We start from the raw sequence: 20,051 nt of genomic DNA on the forward strand, positions 1-20,051 counted from the left end.
ATGCCGGTTTCAAAGAAGCTGTAAACGGCGGAAAGCCCGTCGCCGAGATGGTCGGTGAGACAGGCGCCGAGCAAGGCGCCCTGGGGGGTGCGGAATTCGATGAGCGAGGTTTCAATCGGCGTGTCCTCGACCATGGCGCGGTAGTCGTAAAAACTCATGCTCGCCATGTCGCCCTCGCCGTGGCGGGCCTGCTGGTAGCGCTGGAAGAGCTGGTATTGCTCGGTGGTGGCGCGCGGCGGAATTTCCTGCACCACCAGATCGGCGTTGAGGCGGGCGATGCGCTTTTGCGTACGGTTGGGGGTGAAGTCCCGCGCGCGGATGCGAATGGGTACGCAGGCGTTGCAGTTGGGGCAGACCGGCGCGTAGGCGATGTTGTGGCTGCGCCGGAAACCGCCGCGCGATAAGCGGTCATGCAGGGTTTCGGCCGAGACGCCGGCAAGCTCGATCACCACCTTGCGCTCAGTGCGGCCCTCCACATAGGGGCAGGGCAGCGGCGCCGTGGTGTAGAAGAAATGCGGGCGGCGGGCGGGCTTGAAACTCATTATGTGTATGTTTGGGCGTTCAGGTGGCTGCGTCAACATCTGTTTTGCGGGGGCTGCCCGCCGCGCAGGCACCGAACATGGCGCCGAACACGAATTGGGGGTTGGTTGTGGCGCGGCGCGGCATCATTTAAGCCATACCCGAGCCGCGCCGGATGGTCGATTCCCGCACGGCGTTTGGCAAGGGATTGAGCATGGCGCGGGCGAATTCGGTTAGTTATCTGCTGGGCACGAGCTTCCACAAAATGGCCTATGTCGAGTTTGGCAACCCGGCCGCGCCTGCTGTGGTGTGCGTGCATGGGCTCTCGCGCAACGGGCGCGACTTCGACCCGCTGGCCGAGGCGCTCTCGAATCGCTTCCATGTCATCTGCCCGGATCTGCCGGGGCGCGGCAAGTCTGACTGGCTGCCCGGCGCCCTAGCCTACCAGCCGCCGAGCTATGTGACGGCGCTGACGCATCTGCTGGCGGCACTGAACAAGCCGGTAGCGTGGGTCGGCACCTCGCTGGGGGGCATCTGCGGCATGATGATCGCCGCGGCGCAAAACACGCCGATCACCCGGCTAGTGCTTAATGACATCGGCCCGCATATTCCCGCCGCCTCGCTGAAGCGCATTGGCGGCACGCTGGCCACGCCGGGCGAGCGTTTTGCCACCATGGCGGCGCTGGAGGCGCATCTGCGCGAGATCTACGCGCCCTTTGGCCGGCTGAGCGACAGGCAATGGGCGCATCTGGCGCGGTTTTCCGCCAGGGTGGTGCTGGACCAGACCGGAGCCGGAGCGTTCGCCCTGAATTATGACCCCAAGATCGCCGAGCCTCTGCGCAACACCGTGTTGTTGGATGTGGATATGTGGCCGCTGTGGGAGATGCTGAAGCTCCCGATCATGGTTATTCGCGGCGCTGCCAGCGATTTGCTGCTGCCCAGCACCTTTGAGCGTATGCGCGAGGCCGGCGCGGAGGGTTATGTGGTGGAGGATGCCGGGCATGCCCCGGCGCTGATGGACGCGCCCGCGATCGCGGCGGTAAGGGCGTTTTTGTTGCGCCAGTAGTTGTGAAGCTTTCGTGGCGCGATTGCGCGGGACGGGAAAATCCGTAGGGTCAGCGCATGATCGGCAGGATTCTGGACTGCGCGCATATGCCGTTTCTGCGGCGCTCCTTCGTGGCGGCGGGGCAGGCCACGGCCTCGCAGCGGGTTTCGCTGGTGGCGGCGGGCTGTGCTTTTTACGCGACGCTGGCGCTGTTTCCCACCATCACTATGCTCATCTCGTTCTACGGCCTGGTGTATAATCCGGCGACGGTGCAGCCGCAGTTGCAATATCTGCAAACCTTCATGCCGCCGGCGGCCTTCGCGCTGATCTCTGATAGAATCCAGAGCCTGGTGCAGGCCCCGGCGCAGGGGCTGGGGCTGGGCCTTGGGTTGAGCTTGCTGCTCTCGTTTTGGTCGTCATCGACGGGGACAAAATCAATCCTCAACGCGCTCTCGCTGGCGTATCACGAGCGCGAGGCGCGCGGGATCATCCGGTTTCAGCTGGTCTCGCTGGGCATGACGCTGGTGGCGGTGATTGGCGCGGCCCTGGCCATCGGCCTGCTGGTGTTCATCCCCGTCGCGCTGGCGTTTCTTGGCTTGCCGGGGAATACGAAAATCATCGTCAACCTGCTCAGCCTGGGGGCGATGGTGCTCTTCGTGCTGGTGGCGCTGGGGTTGCTCTATCGCTTTGGCCCGGCCGGGAGCAACCGGATTTTCTACGCGCCGGGGGCTGGCATCGCGACCCTGCTGTGGCTGCTGGTGTCTTGGGCGTTTGGTTTCTACGTGGGGCATTTCGCGGCCTACAGCGCCACTTATGGGCCGCTCTCCACGCTGATCGGCCTGATGATGTGGTTCTATCTCTCGGCCTATGTGGTGCTGTTCGGCGCCGAGGTGAACGCGGCGATGGACCGCGAATGGAAGCGCCAGGCCGGGCGCGAGGTGTAGCCCCGCATTGCCGCAGGTGGTGGAATGTGGAAACCTGACCGCAACATTCCAACCCGGGAGAGCAAATGGGCGAGGCTGAGGTTAGGGCGCTGCCGGTCTGGACGGGGGAGATTAAAGTCTGGCCGCTCACCGGGGGGATCACCAACCGCAACTTCGGCGTGGAACAGGATGACGGGCGGCGGTTTGCCGTGCGGCTGGGCAAAGATATTCCCGAGCACGGGGTGATGCGCTTCAATGAGCAGGCGGCGGCCAGAGCAGCGGCGCGGGCCGGGCTTTCGCCCGAAATTTACTACACAGCGCCGGGGGTGATGGTGAGCCGGCTGCTGGCGGGGCGCACGCTGAGCCCGGAGGAGATACGCGCGCCCGCGAACCTGCCGCGCGTGGCGGCGTTGATAAAGCAATGCCACACCGGGCTGGGGCCTTATTTACAGGGGCCGATCCTGGCTTTCTGGGCGTTTCATATCAACCGCTCGTATGGGGCGGCGTTGCGCGGCAATCGCTCCAGCCTGGATGGACAGCTGGAGCGGCTGCTGGGGTTGAATGACATGCTGGAGCGCCGGATGGGGCCGGTGGAGGTCGTGTTCTCGCATAACGACCTGCTGGCGGGGAATGTTTTTGACGATGGGGCGCGGCTGTGGCTGCTGGACTGGGATTACGCCGGGTTTAATTCATCGTTGTTCGATCTGGCGAACCTCGCCTCCAACAACGGGTTTGGCCCGCAAGACGATGCGGCGCTGCTGGCGGCTTATTTCGGCAAGGAGCCGGGTGCCGCGGTGTGGGATGGCTTCAGGGTGAGCCAATGCGCCTCGCTGTTGCGCGAGACGCTTTGGAGCGCTGTCTCGGAGATCACCTCCAAGCTGAATTTCGACTATGAAGCGTATACGGCGGAGAATCTGGCGCGCTTCGAGGGCGCGCTGGCGGGGCTTGGTTGAATTGCGGCGGGTGGGGATTATATTGGCGTGATGGCAAATTCAAACGGTCCGGTGATCGACATGACACCGGAGGGCAACTTTATCGAGCCACCCAAACCCAGGCTGGGGGAGATCCTGCTCCGGCTGGTGATGTTCGGGCTTTTTTTATGCCTCGCCGGGGTGATGTTCTGGGTGATGTTCTGGGTCGCGATCTTCGTGGTCCCGGTTCTGGTGCTGCTCGGCCTCGCGGGGTTTTTGTTTATGAAGCTTCAGGGACAAGCAGGCCGCTAGAGCGCGATCGTTTGAGGCTCGCTCAGCTGAGCGAGCCGAAAGCGTGAATCGCCCTCAGAAAAATAACCAGAGCCTGATCGCACTTAAACCAATCAGGTCAGCACCGGGTCCAGGTCCACATTCACCCGCAGCGCGTGCCGCCCGCCGCCGAGGATGATGCCGCGCAGCGGGCTGACATCCTGAAAATTACGGCCCCAGGCGAGCGTTACGTGTTCATCGCTGACCAGCAGATTATTGGTGGGGTCAAAATCGACCCAGCCGATTTCCGGCCCAAGCCAGGCGGAGACCCAGGCGTGGGACTGATCCGCCCCGCGGCGCTTGGTTTGCCCGGCCGGAGGCGAGGTGCGCAGATAGCCCGAGACGTAGCGCCCTGGCAGGCCCAGTGAGCGCAGGCAGGTCAGCATGAAATGCGCATAGTCCTGGCAGACGCCGGCGCGGGTTTTGAAGACATGTGCAGCCGTGGTGGAATTGTTGGTCACACCTGGGGTGTAGGTCATGTCCGTCCAGATGCGCAGGTTCAGCTCCAGCAGGCCGGCCAGGATGGTGCGGCCGGGGGGAAAGCTGAGGGCGGTGTAGTCAGCGATTTCCCCATTGGGTTTGGTCAGCGCGCTGGGCAGGCAGAATTCGGCGACATCCGGGTCTTTAAGACCCCATAGCGCGATGGCCTCCCATCGCGGCGTTTGCGCGGGCGGCGGCGGGGGAGGCTGTTCCACATCGATGGTGGCGCTGAGCGCCACGGAGAACTGCCGGTGCAGGGCGGTGAGTGAAACGGTGGTGGTGATGTTGCCGAAATGGTCGGTCTCGTCGCGCCTTGTTTCCGGTTGCGGGGAGACGCTGAGCATAGCCTCACGGATGAACTGGCCGGGCCGCGCGCGCGGCAGCAGGTGCATGAAATGCGTGCCGAGGACGACTGGCTCCGCATAGTCGTAAGTGGTGGTGTGGTGCAGCCGGTAGATCATTGCGCGGCTTCGAGCTCCAACTCGTCCTCGAGCTGGTGGGCCTCTGGCAGCAGGCTGAAGAAGCGACGGTGCACATGGTCGGAGATCAGCCGCAGGCGGGCGGCAATGGCGGCCAGCGGCTTGGCTAGGCCGATGGTCTCACCGCTAAGGTTTGCCGCCTCCTGCTGCAACAGTTTCAGGGATTCGGCGTCGTCCTCGGCGCCCAGATGTTGCAGGCAGCTACGCAACACGATGAATTGATAAGCCAAGCTGCGCGGGTTGCCGGAATCGGCCAGCAGCATGGAGAGCACGGGGGCGGGCGCCAGAATGCCCGCGTGGCGCAAATCATAACTAAGCACGGAATCAGCCAGCTCGATGCCGAGCGCCATGCCGGGTTCCAGCCGCTCGGGCGAGGCGTTAAGCAAAATGGCGAGGTTTTCGGCCAGGGTTTCGGCGCGCTCCAGCCTGCGGCCCATCTCCAGGAACAGCCAGCCGCCGTCGCGCGACATGTTCTCCGCCGCAATGCCCGCGAAAGTGGCGGCGAAACTGAGCATGGCGGGCAGGGCCAGTTCCTCGTTGGGCAGGGATTCGGTGGCCTGGTTCAGGGCGAAGCGCACAGTGGCCAGCATGCTCGGGCTCAAGCGCTCGCTGGCGGCGTTGACCAGCCGGGCGACTTCCTGGAGCTGCCCGGTAATTGGCTTGCGCCGCGCCAACGCGCCGCGTAGCTGGCGGCCCGAGAGCGCGCCACCCGCGAGGTCAGCCGGGAGCAGCCCGGCCTGGGCGAGACATTTGGCGATCAGCCCGCGCTCGGCCAGATCACGCGGCAGCGAAGTGCCGGATTCCAGCCGGGGCAGCGCCAGCATCAGCAGGCGCGAGGCGGATTCCAGCCTCTCGACCGAGCGGCCGAGCCAGAACAGATTATCAGCCACGCGCGAGGGCAGATGCGCGGCGGCGAGGAACTGGGTGCGCTTGGGAACATCCGAATGGGTGGCGCCGGAAATGATGTGCGGCTCATCGGCATCCAGCACCCAGAGGTCCTTCATGCCGGCGAGGGTGATGCCCTGTGCCGCGTTCGTCTGCTCTAGGCCGAAACCGAGGCCGCCGGGAAGGACCTGCCAGGTGTTGCCGTTGTGCCATGCGTAAAGCCGAAAAAGGATGGGGGTGGAAACCAGATTGGTGCCGCTGACGAAAGGGGCGCGGGACGCGTTTGCCACCGGGTCGCCGGAGGCTTTCGCCAGTAGCGGGGCGGCGCCGAGCAGGCGTTGGAACAATGGTTCAATATATACCGCAATTTCAGCCGCTTCCATCAATGCGCTGCCGGGTGCGTTGAACATTTTCAGTGCCCCGGCGCGGATGGCGCCAAAGGCGCCGGGGATACCGGCGCCCGGCCGCCCGCCTTGCTCCAGCGGGTCCAGATCAATTCCCGGGAGCCCGCGGACGAGGCTGGCGACGGGCAGCAGGCCGCTCAGGGTTTTCATGTGCAGGCCGCCGTTGCGGGTGGCGAGGTCACCGGGTTCAATCAGCAGCACGCCGAGTGCGCGCGCGAGCAGGGCATCGTCCATCGCATCGGGCGCCAGGGCTGGGTTGGCGGCCCCGGCCGAAAGCACGGCGACCAGCCCGCCCTGGGCCGCGCGTTGCAGATGGTCCACCAGCATCTCGCGCACCGGGCGCAGGCTGCGCAGCCCCCCGGCGCGGAAAAGCTCAGGCACAGTGCCGGAGGCGATGCGCCGCAGCGACAGCGCATGGCCAAGACCGGGGATGACGCCGGTATGGTCGCGCAGGACCTGGAAATGCCCGTCCGGCCCGCGGATGAGATCAGCCGCGTAGAGACTGAGGCGCGGGAAGTTGAGCGGGGTTTGCGTGTGCAGGCTGCGCAGGAAATGCGGGTTGCCCAGTACCAGCGCGGGCGGGAGGCTGCCGTCGCGCAGCAAGGTTTGCGGGCCGTAGAGGTCTTGCAGCGCGGCGCTGAGCAGTTGCGAGCGTTGCAGCAGCCCTGCCTCAAGCCCGGAGAATTCAAATGGGGTGAGCAGTGCGGGCAACGGGTCGTAATGGCGGGTTGGCGCGGCGCCGAAGGGGGCGGCAAGGCGCATCTGCCGGTTCAGCGCGGCGGCGCGGCGGGCCAGCTCCTCGTGCCCTACATCGCGCACGGCCTCGAGCAGTGGCGCCCAGTGGCCACGTATCCGGCCGGACCGGTCGATCATTTCATCGCAGGAAGCCACTGCACTCATTCATCCTGGTTAACAGACTGATTGCCCGCGGGCTATGGCCAATCAGGTTGCGCCGCAACATGAGCGGCGCGGGCATATGGTTCGTCAGCCGGTGGAGCCGGCTGGTCCGCGGTTTGCATGGCACCCGGTGGGGGCTTGCGGGAATACCGATTTTGGATGCAGCCTGTCAGGGACCATAGTGAGAAGGTACTGTTGGATGGTTGGCAACTGATGAATTCCTTCGCGGTTATTTTTGCTTTGGCGCGAATTTGCGCAGTTTTTGACCATGACCTGACCGTTCCGGCGCCAGCCCCGCAGGCTGGCCTGGACAATTTCCGATCGGAGCCGCTGGTATGAACGAAATCTTTCGCACCATCTGGCCGGAGTACGATCCGGGCCGCTATTTTTGTGAACTCACGCGCAAACGGGCCGATGCCGGCCCGGTGCCGGACTGGCTGATCCAGCGACTCGGGAGCATCGGGCTGGAGGCGTTGCGCGCGCGCGCCTCGGCCGCGGAGACCGATCTGATCGACCTCGGCGTGACCTTCACCGTGTATTCGGATGCCACCGCGATCGACCGGATTTTACCGTTTGACTGTATTCCGCGCGTGCTCACGGCGGCGGAATGGAGCCTGCTGGAGCGGGCGTGCATCCAGCGGGTAGCGGCGCTGAATGCGTTTCTGGGCGATATCTACGGGCCGGGGCATATCGTGCGCGATGGGGTGATCCCCGCTGAGCTGGTCTATGGAAATTCCAACTACCGGCCGGAGATGAAGGATTTTCCAGTGCCGCACGGGACGTATGTGCATGTCTGCGGCATCGACATCATCCGCGAAGAATTCGGCGATTTCCGCGTGCTAGAGGATAATGCGCGCACGCCCTCCGGGGTGAGCTATGTGATTGAGAACCGGCACCTGATGCTGCGCGCTTTCCCCGATTTGATGGCGGGGATACGGTTGAAGCCGGTGGATGATTACGGGCGCAGGCTGCGCGCGGCGATGAGCGAGATCGCGCCGGGCGGGGCGGATGATCCGCAGGTCGTGCTGCTCTCGCCGGGCATTTATAACTCCGCTTATTTCGAACATGTGTTCCTGGCGCGCGAAATGGGCGTGCCGCTGGTGGTCGGCGCGGATCTGGTGGTGGAGGATGAGCGCGTCTACATGCGCACAACCAGCGGGTTGCGACGGGTGCATACGATCTACCGGCGTTTGAACGATGATTTTCTGGACCCGGCGGTGTTCCGGCCGGATTCCATGCTGGGCGTGCGCGGGTTGATCGGCGCGTGGAAGGCCGGGAATGTCGCGATCGCCAATGCAGTAGGCACCGGCGTTGCCGATGACAAGGCGGTGTATGCCTACATGCCGCGCATCATCCAATATTACCTCGGGCAGGAGGCGCTGGTGAAAAATGTGGAGACCTATATCTGCCGCGAGCCGGAGGGGCTGCAATATACGCTGGAGAATCTGCACAAGCTCGTGACCAAGCCGGTGGGCGAGTCCGGCGGGTATGGCATCACCATCGGGCCGCGCGCCAGCAAGAAGGAGCTGGAGGCGGCGCGGGCCGCCATTTTGGCCGATCCGGGCAACTGGATCAGCCAGCCGATGATCGGGCTTTCCGTCGCGCCGACGCTGGCGGCCGAGGGGGTCGGGCCGCGGCATCTGGACTTGCGGCCGTTCATCATCACCGGCCGGGAGAGCTGGGTGCTGCCCGGCGGGCTGACCCGCGTGGCGATGAAGCGCGGCAGTTTGATTGTGAACTCCAGCCAGGGCGGCGGCTCCAAGGACACCTGGGTTCTGGCGGATAATTTTGCCGAAGGGGGCGGAAAATGAGCGCGATGCGTTTTGATGCCGTGCTGCTCTCGCGCGATGCCGAGGGGTTGTTCTGGATGGCGCGCTACCTGGAGCGGGTGGAAAATCTGGCGCGGCTGATCGACGTGACGCAGAGTTTCGAGAGTCCGGGATTTGAGACGGATGCCTGGTTCGGGCTGATCCGCATCAACGCGGATGAGAAGAATTTCGCGGCGCGCGGCTTCTCGCCGGATGCGGCGCATGTGAAGCGGTTCTATCTGCTGGACCGCGGCAACCCCACCTCCGTACCGGGCAATCTGGAGGACGCACGCACCAACGCGCGCACGCTGCGCCCGCTCATGAGTACGGAGATGTGGCGCCAGATCAATATGTTCCACCGCTTTGTGGGGCAGATTACGCCCGAGGACCTGGAAGGCGATGCGCTCTCGCGGCTGTGCACCAGGCTGAAGGACGGCGTGCAGGCGCATACCGGTATCACCGAGGGGACGCTGTACCGCGACCAGGGATGGTATTTTTATGAGCTGGGCCGGTTGCTGGAGCGCGCCGACCAGACCACGCGCATGCTCGATATTAAATACACCGCGATCTTGCCGCAGGGGCACGAGGAAAAGCGCGTGGCCGAGATGACGCAGTGGAACGCGATTTTACGCGCCGCCGCCGGGTATCATGCCTTCAAGCGCCGCTCGCGCGCCAGCTTTTCGGCGGAGGATGTGGTGCATTTCCTGCTGCGCGACCCCTCCTCACCGCGCTCGGCGCTGCTGTGCATGCGCAGGGCGGAGCTGCATCTGGACGATTTGCGGCGGATCTACGGGCTGTCAGCCGCGGCCGAGGCGATTGAGATGGCGCAATATTTGCGCGAATTGCTGCTGGAGAAGCCAATCAGCCATATTCTTGCCACGGGGCTGCACGAGTATCTGGATATGGTCCAGATCCATATTCAGGCGCTCGCGGGCGCCGTCGGCCGTGCGTTTTTCCGCGACTGGCAACCGGCTGACCCGCTGGCGGCGGCCGCGCAAGGCCAGGTACAGAACCAGACACAGGGACCGGCGGAGGCGCTTGCGTGAACAGACTGCGTGCGTTGTGTTGGCCGGTATTGGTGTTCGTGCTGGCGCTGCTGCCCCGGCTGAGCGGCCTGGGCGCCAGGCCGTTCTGGCTTGACGAGGCATTCACCTTCCAGCGCGCCTCGCTGGCGCCGGCGGCGCTGGTGAACGATTCCTTCCTCAACCACCATATGCCGAGCTTCTTCCTCATGCTCTCGCCGCTGGTGGGGCTGGGCGACCCGCAATATTGGCTGCGCTTGCCCTCGGCGGTGTTCGGCGCGCTGGCGGTGATGCTGGTGTATATGATCGCCTACCGGGTCGCCGGGCGCACCGCGGGGGTTATCGCGGCGCTCATCATCGGCCTCTCGCCCACGGCGCTGGCCTTCAGCCAGGAGGCGCGCTCCTATACGCTGGAGATGTTTCTGATTCTGGTCGCGCTCTATGGAATCACGCGGCTGGCCATGGATATTTCCGCCGCCTCAAAGCCGATCCGCTGGAATGTGACGGGGGCTCGCTGGGCGGTATTCATACTGGGCTCGGCGGTGGCGCTGGATGTGCTGGGCGACGGGCTGCCCTGGTTGATTGTTGCCAATGTCATCGGTGCGGCGCTGCTCGTACAATCCCCGGACCGCTGGCAGCTGCTGCGCAATTTTCTGCTCTTCGATTTCATCGTCGCGCTATTGTGCGGGCCGTTCTACTACCTGATGACGTTGCACCAGGGACAGGGCTACATCCGAAGCATGACGTGGATTCCACCGCTGAACGCCTCGCGGCTTTGGTATGATCTTGGCTCGGTCTACTTCATGCGGATCGCTGATTCGGTGACCTTCAAGTTCATGCATGTGCCCACCCCCCACGTGCTGGTTTGGGTAATTGACGCAGCCCTGGCCCTGGGCGTGGCCAGTGCCGCTTGGGCGCTGCGCCGCCGCCCCGCGGTGCTCGTGGTGCTGGGCATCTCGTTTTTGTTTCTACCGTTGATGTTCACGATCATTTCGATCTGGCGGCCAATTCTGCTGCCCCGCTATATCCTATGGAGTGCCGCGCCCTTCGCGATCCTCGCCGGAATTGGCGGCGCGGCGCTGCTTGACCTTGCCGCGCCGCGCGCGCGCGTGATGGTGGTGGCGGGCGGGGTGCTGCTGCTGCTCGTGAACCTCGTGCCCTACTACAATGTCGAGACCAAACCGCGTTGGGATATCGCCGCGAAATTGTTGGCGCAGGATGTCAGCCCGGGGGATGTGGTGTATCTCTACGATACCGGGGCGTTGCCGATTTTGCGCATGTATCTGCCGCCGGGCGCGCGCAGTGTGGTGCTGAAGGATGCCGCGGGAAGCTTGAACCATGCCGAAAAGGCCGCGAGCCAGGGTAAGCGCGTGTGGGTGGTGTATGGCCACGCGGGGCAGAGCGCGGAGCATGCGGCGTTCTCCAAGTTTTTCGCCGGCGCGCAGGCGCTTGGCAAACCCAGCCTGACGCAGGTGGCGGGCAGCCGGATTATGATCGCGCTTTATGACCCGGCAAACCAGAATGGGGCCGGCACTGCTGAATGAGCAGGCGAGGCTATAGAGGCTGCTTCCCGCCTGTTCCAAGTCTGGCGAGCACCCTGGCGGCGGCGGCGGATGAAGGGGTTCCGGCGGGCGCACGCAGGCTTGCCAGCGCGGTGGCGAAACCCGCGCGCTGCGTTGCGGCGGCCGCCTCGCCGGTGATCAACCCGTACAGCGTCTCGCTCAGTTTCGCCGGGGTGCAATCCTGCTGCAACAGCTCGGGCACCAGCGCGCGGCCTGCCAGCAGGTTGATCATGGCGACATGTTCCACCTTTATCATGCGCCGCGCCAGCATCGCGCTGAGCGGGTTGACCCGATAGGTCACCGCCATCGGCACGCCGGCCATGGCGAGTTCCAGCGTGGAGGTGCCAGATTTAGTCAGCGCCGCGCGCGCGGCGGCAAAAGCGTCGTAACGGGTGGCAACATCGCGCACGATGATGGGGGGCACCGGCCAGTCGCGCGTTTGGGCGGCCACGGCCTCGGCAATGCCGGCTGCGGCGGCGAGCACGGGTTGCAGCTGTGTGATGCGCGCGGAAAGCGCCACCATGCTCTGGCGGAATACTGGCAGCAGGCGCGAGGTTTCAGTAACGCGCGAACCGGGCATGAGCACCACCGGCACGGCGTCCGCGCTGATGTTGTGCTGGGCGCGAAAGCGCGCGGCGTCGCCCTTATTGGCGCCCGATTCCAGCACCGGATGGCCCACGAACACCGGGTTCAGCCCATGCGGGGCGAAAAACGCGGGCTCGAAGGGGAGCAGGCAGAGCAACTCGTCCCACAGGCCGGGGTAATGCTTCACCCGCTCCTGCCGCCAGGCCCAGACCTGCGGGGCGACGTAATGGATGCACGAAATGCCGGTGCCGGAGATGCCTTTGAGCACACGCAGGCAGAAGCCTGGGCTGTCAATGGTGACGACGATATCCGGCCGGGTGGCTTCGATTGTCTCGATCGTCTGGTTGATGCGCCGTTTCAACGCAAAAATCCGGGGCAGGATTTCGGCTAGGCCCATCACCGCCAGCTCCTGCATGGGGAAGATGGACAAAAGCCCCGCCTCCGCCATGCGCGCCCCGCCGATTCCCGAGAACACCAGGCCATCACGTTGCGCGCGTAGCGCCGCCATCAGGCGCGCGCCCAGCACGTCGCCGCTGGCCTCGCCGGCGATAAGGAAAACCCTGCTCACGCCAGGGGCACCACGGGGCAGGGGGGGATTGCCTCTGGCCAGTCCCGGTGGTTGAACACTGCGCCCTGGGTGCGCAGATGCAGCGGGAATTCGCTATCATAACAGATGGAAACGCCGATGCGCCCGCAGCTGGTCTCGAACACCTGGGGTGGATTACCGCCGGTGATGCCCCATCGCTCGGCATCGAAACGGGTCATGCATTGCTTGTCCTGAAAGGCCAGCGCACCGGAAGGGGCGATGAAGGCGGCGAGATTGTTGAGCACGCCGCCAACCCGCATGGGGATGGAACACGCCAGCAGATAGATTTTATGCCGCGCGGCGCTCTCACGCAAGGCGGTGGTCAGCTCATCGGCCTGCGCGGCGGCAACGGCAAGCTCGGCCGCGAGATTTGGCGTGGTGACGCGGGCCCTGGCCAGGACCATGGAGAAATATTCCGGCTGGAGCGGCACGGCGGCCGCTCCCGTCAGGGTCTCGATGTTAATTGGCGGCCGCGTTGATGAGCGGCTGCACGCTGGCGATGAAGTTCTGCATTGCCTGATATTTTGCGGCATTGCTCAGCCCGGCCTGGTTGGCGACCACAGGGCAGTATGCCGCGATGAGGTCGTTGGTCAGGTCGGCGTTGCTGATGGTGGTGTTGCCGGCGCGGATGGCCGAGATCAGCGTGCGAGTCCGGTTCGGCATGGTTGCCGGGGTGGCGTCCGCGTAGCTGTTTAACAGGTCGCTGCCAGGGTCCGCGACGCTAGTGGCCCCGCCGGCGGCGGAGATATGCGGGCAACCGAAGAGGTCAGCCGCTTTGGTGGCTGAGGGCGGCACCACGGCGATTGCACGCAGCTTCATCACATCATGCGGGGAGGCATCGGCGGTGGCATTGTTGCCCATGCTGGTGCGCACATAGTTGGTGACGGCGGCGATCTGCGCATCCGACAGGCTGTTGGCGAAAGCCGGCATGGCTGGGCCGTTGGCCTTCCAGGGGTCCAGCCCGCTCAGCACGGCGCCGATCACGTTTGTGGGTTCGGAGGCGGTCACGGAGTCATTGCCCGCGAGATTGGGAATGATCGGGGCCATGCCGCCGCCGGTCTTGCCGTGGCACCCGGCGCAGTTGGCGGTGTACACAGTGGCGCCAAGGGCGATGGAGGCCGCGGCGTTGGCCACCGCGGGGGTGGGCGGTACATGCTGCGGTGCCGTCTCGTTCTGTAGGTAGTTAGCGATGTCCACATCGTCAGACACGGGGATCTGGCTGGTGGAATGGTCCACAACCTCACCCATGGCGGCGTAGGGCGAGCCTTTGACCATGTTGCCGTCGTCATGAAGGTAGGCCACGAGGTCGGCCTGCGCCCAGCCGCCGACGCCGTATTTTTTGTCGGACGAGATGTTGGGGGCGAAGAAGGCGTCAATCGGCGCGCCGGCGTAGGCTTTGTCCAGCATCATGGCGCTCAGGAAGTTGCGCGGTGTGTGGCATTCGCCACAATGGCCCAGCGCCTCGGTGAGGTAGGCGCCGTTCTTCATGCTGTCATTCCAAGCCGGGTTCAAGTGAATCGGGCCCGAGCGGAAGAACAAGATGCGCCAGCCGAGCAGCACGGGCCGCTGGTTGAAGGGAAACAGCATGGTGCTCGGCGTGGGCGCCACGTTTACCGGCGGCAGCGAGAAGAGATATGCCTTGATCGCCATCACGTCCGCGTAGGAGAGCTTGGTGTAGGAGGTGTAGGGCATCGCCGGGTAGAGGAATTTGGGGAACAACAGATAAGAGCGGCCCGGCGCTTCGCCGTAATGCACGGCGTTGTAGAATTGCGCATCCGTCCAGTTGCCGATGCCGGTTGCTTTGTCGGGCGTGATATTGGGGGTGGCGAGGCCGCCGAAGGGCGTGGCCATGACCAGGCCGCCGGAGAAGGGCGCGTGGTTGGGTCCGGTGTGGCAGGGCATGCAGTCAGCCGCCTCTGTCAGGTATTTGCCGCGCGCGATCAACGCCGCCGGGTCAGTAGGGGCGCTGAGGCTGGCCGCCGGGTAGTCGGCGGTATCATCCGCATTTGCGAAGCGGCTGGTGGCCGCGCCACCAAGGAGAAGCGCAAGGGCCGCCATGGCGATGACCGGGCGGGCGGAAAGGAATTTCGGCAGCTTGAGCGGCATGATCGGACCCATCAGAATTTTGCCCCTACTTATTTCGCTAAAATTGAAAATCTATCAAGTGGAGGGGGGCGCATACTTGTAGAGCTGCTCCGGGTCGACGAGAGGCTTAGCGATTTCCACCAGCTCTCCGCCGCGCCAGGCCAGGAAAAAACAGTTTCGCCGGCCGGTGTGGCAGGCCACGCCCTTCTGGTCGACCAGGAGCAACAATGTGTCGCCGTCGCAGTCGAGTCTCAGCTCCACCAGCCTTTGTTCCTGGCCGGAGGATTCGCCCTTGCGCCACAGCTTCCGCCGCGAGCGCGACCAATAGCAGACCTGGCCGGTCTTGAGGGTCTCCTCGATGGAGTCGCGGTTCATCCAGGCCATCATCAGCACCTCACCCGTATCATGCTGCTGGGCGATGGCGGGGATCAGCCCGTTGGCGTCGAATGTGAGCTTGTCCAGCAGCGCGTTCATGAGGCGAGCATGCCGTTGGTGAGGCAGGCTTCATCGAACCGGCAGACGATCTCGCTATGGGTGTCGAGCGGGGTGGCGTCGGCATAGTCCACCCTGGTGATGAGATCGGCGATAATCGCCATGCGGGCGGTTTTTTTGTCATTGGCGCGCACCACCATCCATGGCGCGGTGGCGCTGTCGGTCGCGCGCAGCATGGTGTTGCGGGCCTTGGTGTAGTCATCAAAATGTTTCAGGGCCTTCTCGTCGATCGGGCTGATTTTCCATTGTTTCAGCGGATCGTCATGGCGGGCCTCAAGGCGTTTTTTTTGTTCCTTGCGGTCGATGTCGAGGTAGTATTTGATCACCGTGATGCCGGAATCGGCCAGCATGGCCTCGAACACCGGCACGTTGCGCAGGAAGGTGTGGTAGTCATGGTCAGAGCAGAATCCCATGACATGCTCCACACCGGCGCGGTTGTACCAGGAGCGGTTGAACAGCACGATCTCGCCAGCGGCCGGCAGGTGGTTCACATAACGCTGGAAATACCACTGGGTGGCCTCAACGTCGGACGGCTTGGAGAGCGCCACGACGCGGATGTCGCGCGGGGAGAGATGCTCGATGATGCGCTTGATGGTGCCGTCCTTGCCCGCACCGTCGCGGCCTTCAAGGATGATGAGCACATTCTGGCCGCGTGAAATCACATGGCGCTGGAGCTTCACCAGCTCGACTTGCAGGTGGTGCAGGGTTTTGTCGTAGCTCTTATCTTTTGCCATACGTAATCATAAACCCAAGCGGGTTTGGATGCCAGATCGCGCCGGAACCGAGGCATGCGCGAACAGAGACATGCGCGCGATTCAAGGCTATGACGTTCGGGCAAAAGGCCAGGGAGCACTTATATGGTTCTGGGGATATTGGCGGCCGGCGCCGCAGCGGGGCTGGCGGTGGTGTATTGGCGCGACACGCACCAGCAAAAGCACACGGTGCTGCGTAATTTTCCCGTTATCGGGCATTTCCGCTATTTCGCCGAGACCTGGGGCGAATATATGCGCCAGTACCAGTATCTGCCGGACTGGGCGGAGCGGCCGTTCAACCGGCTGGAGCGCAGCTGGGTGTACCGTTCGGCGAAAGGGGTTTCCAATCTGGTGAGCTTCGGCTCGGAGAATGTGCCGAGCTTTGTGTTCCGCAATGCCGCGTTTCCCGTGCTCGATGAGGAGAAGCGGCATTTTCCCGGTAAGCTGATCGGCATCGCCAACGGCCCAGGGGCGTGCGCGCAGCCTTACATGGGGCAGAATTTTTTTAACATCTCGGGCATGAGCTATGGCGCGCTGAGCCATGCGGCGGTGAGCGCGCTCTCGCGCGGGGCAAAGCTCGCGGGCGTGTGGATGAGCACCGGCGAGGGCGGACTCTCTAAATTCCATCTGGAGGGCGGGGCGGATATCATCATGCAGATCGGCACCGCCAAATATGGTGTGCGCGATGCCAACGGCGCGCTTTCAGAGGCGCGGCTGCGCGAGATCGCGGCGATGCCGCAGGTGAAGATGTTCGAGGTGAAACTGGCTCAGGGCGCCAAGCCGGGCAAGGGTGGCGTGTTGCCAGGCGGCAAGGTGACAGCGGAAATCGCCGCCATTCGCGGCATTCCCGAAGGGCATGACAGCATCTCTCCCAACCGCCACCGTGATATCGGCAATATCGCAGAGCTGGGCGCCTTCATCGCCCGGGTGCGAGGGATCACCGGCAAGCCGGTGGGGGTTAAGTTCGTTGTCGGCGATCCGCGCTTCCTTGATGAATGGTTCAGCGACTGTGTGGAGAACCCAGAGCATTGCCCTGATTATATCCAGGTGGACGGCGGCGAGGGCGGCACCGGCGCGGCGCCGGAGCCGCTGGCTGACTATATGGGGCTGCCGATCACCCAGGCGCTGCCCTATGCGGTGGCGTTGCGCGATGAACATGGGCTGACCGGGCGGATACGCATCATCGCGGCGGGTAAATTGATAACGCCGGACAAGGTGGCCTGGGCGCTGTGCATGGGGGCGGATTTCGTTTCCTCCGCGCGGGGCTTCATGTTTTCGCTCGGGTGCATCCAGGCGATGAAATGCGGCTCCGGGCGCTGCCCCACGGGGGTGACCGCCGCCGACCCGCGGTTGATCGCGGGGCTGGACCCGGCGGACAAGGCGGTGCGGGTAAGCCGCTATGCGGGGCGGCTGATGGATGAGGTGGAGATGATCGCGCATTCCTGCGGGCTGACGGACGCCAGCGGCTTGCGGCCGCGCCATGTCACCGAGATCGAGCGCGGTGTGGGCGGTTTCAGGGCGCATGCGGGATGATGTATCCGCTGCTGTTTCTCCTGGCCGCCGCGCTCAACATCGTGGCCGGGGCGCATCAATGGCCCGGCGTGCTCGCGGGCAGTTTGAACGATCCTGACAGCTACATGCGCCTGTTGCGGCTGGAGGATGGCATCCGCGCCGGACATCTGGTGATCAGGGTGGCGCGTGATGATTCCGGCGCGGGGGTGATGGTGGAGTGGTCGCGCCTGCTGGATATAGTGCTGTGGCTGTTGGCGGCGCCCTTCGCGCCGTTTATCGGCTGGCACCGGGCGCTGTATGTGGCGGGGGTGGCGCTGGGGCCGCTGGGGGTTGGCGCGCTGGGGGCTGCCTGTGCCTGGGTGGCGGAGCCTTTCGCCGCGCGGCGCTTTTTATGGGCGGCGGCCGTGGCGGCGGCGCTGCTGCCGGGGCTGCAGGCCTTCGCCGTTCCGGGAATTGTGCATTACCATATTTTGCTGCTGGTGCTGATTGTGCTGACGGTGGGCTGCGTGGCGCGCGCCTGGCACGATAATATCACCTACGGGCTGCTCGCCGGGGTGAGCGGCGGTTTCGCCATCTGGCTTACACCCGAGACCATGCCCTTTGTGTTGATGGCGTTCGCGGCGCTGCTGCTGCGCTGGCTGTATGTGCCCCTGGGTAAGACGATCACCGCTTGCGCGGCCGGATTTTTCGATGTGCTGAGCATCGCGCTGATGATTGACCCGCCCCAGGGCGGCTGGGGTGTGCCGGAGATTGACCGGCTGTCGCTGGTTTATGTGGTGCTGGGCATGCTCTTGCTGGCGGGCGCCGTCGGGCTGTGGCTGCTGGAGGCGCGCTGGCGGCCAAAACACGCCCGCCCGCTGGGGGTGGCGCTGATGGCGCTGGCCGTGGCGGGCTGGGTGGCGATGTTCCCGAAGGTGGCGCTGGGGCCGTATGGCATCATGCCGGCGGCGGATGCCCATAAATTTTTTGGGTTGATCCAGGAATTGCAGCCCGTGCGCGGGTGGGGGCTGCTGGTGTATCTGGGGCCAGGTGCGCTGGCGCTGGGCTATGCGCTATGGCGCGCGGCGGGATGGGCGCGCTGGCTGTGGCTCTATATCGCGGCGTGCACGGCTGTGGCGCTGGTCCTGGGCGTTCAATTCATACTGTTCGCCGCATTCGCGCCCGTGGCGGCGGCGGTGCTGCTGCCATTGGCGTTGAGCGAAGTGAGCCTGCGATTTGAGGCGCGGCCGATGGTGGCGATGCTCTCGCGCCTGGGGGTTTTGCTCGCCGTGCTGCTGGTGCCGGTGGCGGCCGCGGCGGGGCTGAATAAACCCTCAGCTGGGTCGGCCGGGACACATTATCCCTCCTGCAACCTGCGTGAAATTGCACCCTTGCTGGTTCCGGCGGCCGGGCAGGTGGTGCTGGCTCCGGCGGAGGATTCGCCCGAATTACTGTACCGCACGCGGGTGGAAACAGTGGGGTCGCTGTATCAACATGGCCTGCGGGGCTATTTGCGTGACCGCGCGGCATGGCGCGCCACGCCAGGCGCGCGGGTGCCGGGGGCGGTGCTGGCGGCTGGCGCGCGGTTCGTGCTGTTTTGCCCCACCGTGGCGCGCTACCCGCTGGTTGCGGATTTACCAGAAACCACCCTGTGGGACGCGCTGGAGGCAGGCAACCAGCCCCCTTGGTTGCAGCCTTTGGGCAGCAACGCGCAGGGCTGGCGGCTTTATAAAATAACGTTCTGAAGCCGCCCGCCGGTGAGCGGGCGGGCAACGCCGGTGGTGCCGGGCAGCGAGAGCGGTAGGCCCTTTAGCGCGCGCACGGCCAGATAGGCGAAGCACTGCGCCTCCAGCGCGTCGCCATCCCATCCGGCGGCTTCCACCGGTTGCACCGGCGCGGCGAATTGCGCTTGCAGCCCGGCCATCAGCACCGGGTTTTTGCGCCCCCCGCCGCCCACGAGCACGCGCAGCGGGGCAGCGGGCACCGGTGCGGTGGCGATGGCGCGGGTGCAAAAGGCAGCCAGCGTGGCCGCGGCATCCGCCGGTGGCAGCGCCGCCGTGGCCTGGGCGATGAGGGCGGAGAAGGTGAGGCGGTCCAGTGATTTTGGCGTCGGTCTGTTAAAATACGGGTGCGCCAGCAACGTGGCCAGCCGGGCTTCGTCCACAATGCCGGCGGCGGCCAGGGCGCCGTCCTTGTCATAAGGGAGGCCAAGATGCGCCTGCGCCAGATCATCCAGCGGGCCGTTGCCAGGGCCGGTGTCGCAGGCGAGAATCTCCCCATCAGCGCCAAGCCAGGTGATGTTGGCAACACCGCCGATGTTCACGATCAGCAATGGTTTGGGCAGATCATGCGCCATCGCGGCGTGAAAGATCGGGGCCAGCGGCGCGCCCTGCCCCCCGGCGGCGACATCGGCGGAGCGGAAATCATGCACCACCGGAATACGCGCGAGCCGCGCCAGCTGGGCCGCATCGCCGATTTGCCAGGTGCGATGCTGTTCCGGCGCGTGCAAAATGGTCTGGCCATGAAAACCGATGATATCCGCATTGCGCCCGGCCAAGGCAATGGCGATCGCATGTTCATAGGTGAGGCGCTGCTCCACGTCTTTCAGGAAGGCATCGTCCGGCGCGAGGGTGGGGGCGAGGTCGAGCAGGCGGCGCAGATCGGCGCGCAGCGAATCCTCATAGGCCAGCATGGCGGTGGGGCCGAAATGAGTGATGCGCTCGCCATCGGTCTCCAGCCAGGCAACGTCCACGCCATCAAGCGAGGTGCCGGACATCAGGCCGATGGCACGGATT

At 64.7% G+C, this 20,051-nt stretch carries 18 protein-coding genes; 9 read left to right on the plus strand and 9 right to left on the minus strand.

Going from position 1 to position 20,051, the window contains the following annotated elements:
* The coding region (locus tag PHE40_RS01155) for an arginyl-transferase family protein (RefSeq protein ID WP_299956809.1) at positions 1-542 on the minus strand (542 nt) is incomplete at its 3' end.
* Between the two features lie 152 nt (positions 543-694).
* Here PHE40_RS01155 and PHE40_RS01160 point away from each other — a divergent pair.
* The 4 genes from PHE40_RS01160 to PHE40_RS01175 all read left to right on the plus strand — a co-directional run bounded on the left by PHE40_RS01160 (position 695) and on the right by PHE40_RS01175 (position 3,710).
* Complete coding sequence (locus PHE40_RS01160; RefSeq protein WP_299956812.1) at positions 695-1,585, plus strand: alpha/beta fold hydrolase; 891 nt, start codon at positions 695-697, stop codon at positions 1,583-1,585.
* 56 nt (positions 1,586-1,641) lie between these two features.
* Positions 1,642-2,508 (plus strand): YihY/virulence factor BrkB family protein, encoded by an 867-nt coding sequence (locus PHE40_RS01165; protein ID WP_299956815.1) that lies wholly within the window; start codon positions 1,642-1,644, stop codon positions 2,506-2,508.
* 65 nt (positions 2,509-2,573) lie between these two features.
* A complete protein-coding gene (locus tag PHE40_RS01170) occupies positions 2,574-3,440 on the plus strand; it encodes a phosphotransferase (RefSeq protein WP_299956818.1) in 867 nt (288 codons plus the stop codon).
* A 30-nt stretch (positions 3,441-3,470) separates the two neighbouring features.
* Positions 3,471-3,710, plus strand: a complete 240-nt coding sequence (locus PHE40_RS01175) for a hypothetical protein (protein ID WP_299956821.1) — start codon at positions 3,471-3,473, stop codon at positions 3,708-3,710.
* 92 nt (positions 3,711-3,802) lie between these two features.
* Here PHE40_RS01175 and PHE40_RS01180 read toward each other — a convergent pair whose 3' ends face one another.
* Together PHE40_RS01180 and PHE40_RS01185 are read right to left on the minus strand one after the other, a co-directional pair.
* Complete coding sequence (locus tag PHE40_RS01180) at positions 3,803-4,669, minus strand: transglutaminase family protein (RefSeq protein ID WP_299956824.1); 867 nt, start codon at positions 4,667-4,669, stop codon at positions 3,803-3,805.
* On the minus strand, positions 4,666-6,876 hold the full coding sequence (locus tag PHE40_RS01185) for a circularly permuted type 2 ATP-grasp protein (RefSeq protein ID WP_299956827.1): 2,211 nt from the start codon (positions 6,874-6,876) through the stop codon (positions 4,666-4,668). Before PHE40_RS01185 ends, PHE40_RS01180 begins: the two co-directional genes overlap by 4 nt.
* A gap of 332 nt (positions 6,877-7,208) precedes the next feature.
* Here PHE40_RS01185 and PHE40_RS01190 point away from each other — a divergent pair, with 332 nt between their 5' ends.
* From PHE40_RS01190 to PHE40_RS01200, 3 genes are read left to right on the plus strand one after another with little or no spacing between them, the layout of a single operon-like run.
* Entirely contained in the window at positions 7,209-8,684 is a 1,476-nt protein-coding gene (locus PHE40_RS01190) for a circularly permuted type 2 ATP-grasp protein (protein WP_299956830.1), read from the plus strand.
* A complete protein-coding gene (locus PHE40_RS01195) occupies positions 8,681-9,727 on the plus strand; it encodes an alpha-E domain-containing protein (RefSeq protein WP_299956833.1) in 1,047 nt (348 codons plus the stop codon). The genes PHE40_RS01190 and PHE40_RS01195 overlap by 4 nt, the downstream gene beginning before the upstream one ends.
* The gene (locus tag PHE40_RS01200; RefSeq protein ID WP_299956836.1) at positions 9,724-11,247 is read left to right on the plus strand and encodes a glycosyltransferase family 39 protein; all 1,524 of its coding nucleotides are present in this window, start codon (positions 9,724-9,726) and stop codon (positions 11,245-11,247) included. Before PHE40_RS01195 ends, PHE40_RS01200 begins: the two co-directional genes overlap by 4 nt.
* A gap of 10 nt (positions 11,248-11,257) precedes the next feature.
* Here the strand turns inward: PHE40_RS01200 and lpxB are convergent, their stop codons facing one another.
* The 5 genes from lpxB to ppk2 are packed head-to-tail and all read right to left on the minus strand — an operon-like array spanning position 11,258 to position 15,747.
* A complete protein-coding gene (gene lpxB, locus PHE40_RS01205; RefSeq protein WP_299956839.1) occupies positions 11,258-12,418 on the minus strand; it encodes a lipid-A-disaccharide synthase in 1,161 nt (386 codons plus the stop codon).
* Entirely contained in the window at positions 12,415-12,969 is a 555-nt protein-coding gene (locus PHE40_RS01210) for a nitrilase-related carbon-nitrogen hydrolase (protein ID WP_299956842.1), read from the minus strand. Before PHE40_RS01210 ends, lpxB begins: the two co-directional genes overlap by 4 nt.
* On the minus strand, positions 12,896-14,554 hold the full coding sequence (locus PHE40_RS01215; RefSeq protein WP_299956845.1) for a c-type cytochrome: 1,659 nt from the start codon (positions 14,552-14,554) through the stop codon (positions 12,896-12,898). The genes PHE40_RS01210 and PHE40_RS01215 overlap by 74 nt, the downstream gene beginning before the upstream one ends.
* A gap of 42 nt (positions 14,555-14,596) precedes the next feature.
* Entirely contained in the window at positions 14,597-14,995 is a 399-nt protein-coding gene (gene hisI / locus PHE40_RS01220; protein WP_299956848.1) for a phosphoribosyl-AMP cyclohydrolase, read from the minus strand.
* Positions 14,992-15,747 (minus strand): polyphosphate kinase 2, encoded by a 756-nt coding sequence (gene ppk2 / locus PHE40_RS01225; protein WP_299956851.1) that lies wholly within the window; start codon positions 15,745-15,747, stop codon positions 14,992-14,994. Before ppk2 ends, hisI begins: the two co-directional genes overlap by 4 nt.
* 123 nt (positions 15,748-15,870) lie before the next feature.
* On the opposite strand from ppk2, the gene PHE40_RS01230 reads away from it, so the two are divergent.
* Both PHE40_RS01230 and PHE40_RS01235 read left to right on the plus strand, forming a co-directional pair.
* Positions 15,871-17,298 (plus strand): FMN-binding glutamate synthase family protein, encoded by a 1,428-nt coding sequence (locus tag PHE40_RS01230; RefSeq protein WP_299956854.1) that lies wholly within the window; start codon positions 15,871-15,873, stop codon positions 17,296-17,298.
* Positions 17,295-19,001 (plus strand): hypothetical protein, encoded by a 1,707-nt coding sequence (locus PHE40_RS01235; protein ID WP_299956857.1) that lies wholly within the window; start codon positions 17,295-17,297, stop codon positions 18,999-19,001. The genes PHE40_RS01230 and PHE40_RS01235 overlap by 4 nt, the downstream gene beginning before the upstream one ends.
* Here PHE40_RS01235 and PHE40_RS01240 read toward each other — a convergent pair.
* The gene (locus PHE40_RS01240; RefSeq protein ID WP_299956924.1) at positions 18,983-20,050 is read right to left on the minus strand and encodes an anhydro-N-acetylmuramic acid kinase; all 1,068 of its coding nucleotides are present in this window, start codon (positions 20,048-20,050) and stop codon (positions 18,983-18,985) included. The genes PHE40_RS01235 and PHE40_RS01240 overlap by 19 nt on opposite strands.
* Position 20,051 lies beyond the last annotated feature (1 nt).

This window comes from Acidocella sp., from assembly GCF_028687955.1.
Classification (GTDB): Bacteria; Pseudomonadota; Alphaproteobacteria; order Acetobacterales; family Acetobacteraceae; genus Acidocella.

Coding starts and splice junctions, on each gene's coding strand:
- PHE40_RS01175 (WP_299956821.1), top strand. CDS start 3,471: ATGGCAAATTCAAACGGTCCGGTGATCGACATGACACCGGAGGGCAAC.
- hisI (WP_299956848.1), bottom strand. CDS start 14,995: ATGAACGCGCTGCTGGACAAGCTCACATTCGACGCCAACGGGCTGATC.
- PHE40_RS01230 (WP_299956854.1), top strand. CDS start 15,871: ATGGTTCTGGGGATATTGGCGGCCGGCGCCGCAGCGGGGCTGGCGGTG.
- PHE40_RS01160 (WP_299956812.1), top strand. CDS start 695: ATGGTCGATTCCCGCACGGCGTTTGGCAAGGGATTGAGCATGGCGCGG.
- PHE40_RS01170 (WP_299956818.1), top strand. CDS start 2,574: ATGGGCGAGGCTGAGGTTAGGGCGCTGCCGGTCTGGACGGGGGAGATT.
- PHE40_RS01195 (WP_299956833.1), top strand. CDS start 8,681: ATGAGCGCGATGCGTTTTGATGCCGTGCTGCTCTCGCGCGATGCCGAG.
- PHE40_RS01165 (WP_299956815.1), top strand. CDS start 1,642: ATGATCGGCAGGATTCTGGACTGCGCGCATATGCCGTTTCTGCGGCGC.
- PHE40_RS01215 (WP_299956845.1), bottom strand. CDS start 14,554: ATGGGTCCGATCATGCCGCTCAAGCTGCCGAAATTCCTTTCCGCCCGC.
- PHE40_RS01190 (WP_299956830.1), top strand. CDS start 7,209: ATGAACGAAATCTTTCGCACCATCTGGCCGGAGTACGATCCGGGCCGC.
- PHE40_RS01180 (WP_299956824.1), bottom strand. CDS start 4,669: ATGATCTACCGGCTGCACCACACCACCACTTACGACTATGCGGAGCCA.
- PHE40_RS01185 (WP_299956827.1), bottom strand. CDS start 6,876: ATGAGTGCAGTGGCTTCCTGCGATGAAATGATCGACCGGTCCGGCCGG.
- PHE40_RS01235 (WP_299956857.1), top strand. CDS start 17,295: ATGATGTATCCGCTGCTGTTTCTCCTGGCCGCCGCGCTCAACATCGTG.
- PHE40_RS01210 (WP_299956842.1), bottom strand. CDS start 12,969: ATGCCGCAAAATATCAGGCAATGCAGAACTTCATCGCCAGCGTGCAGC.
- ppk2 (WP_299956851.1), bottom strand. CDS start 15,747: ATGGCAAAAGATAAGAGCTACGACAAAACCCTGCACCACCTGCAAGTC.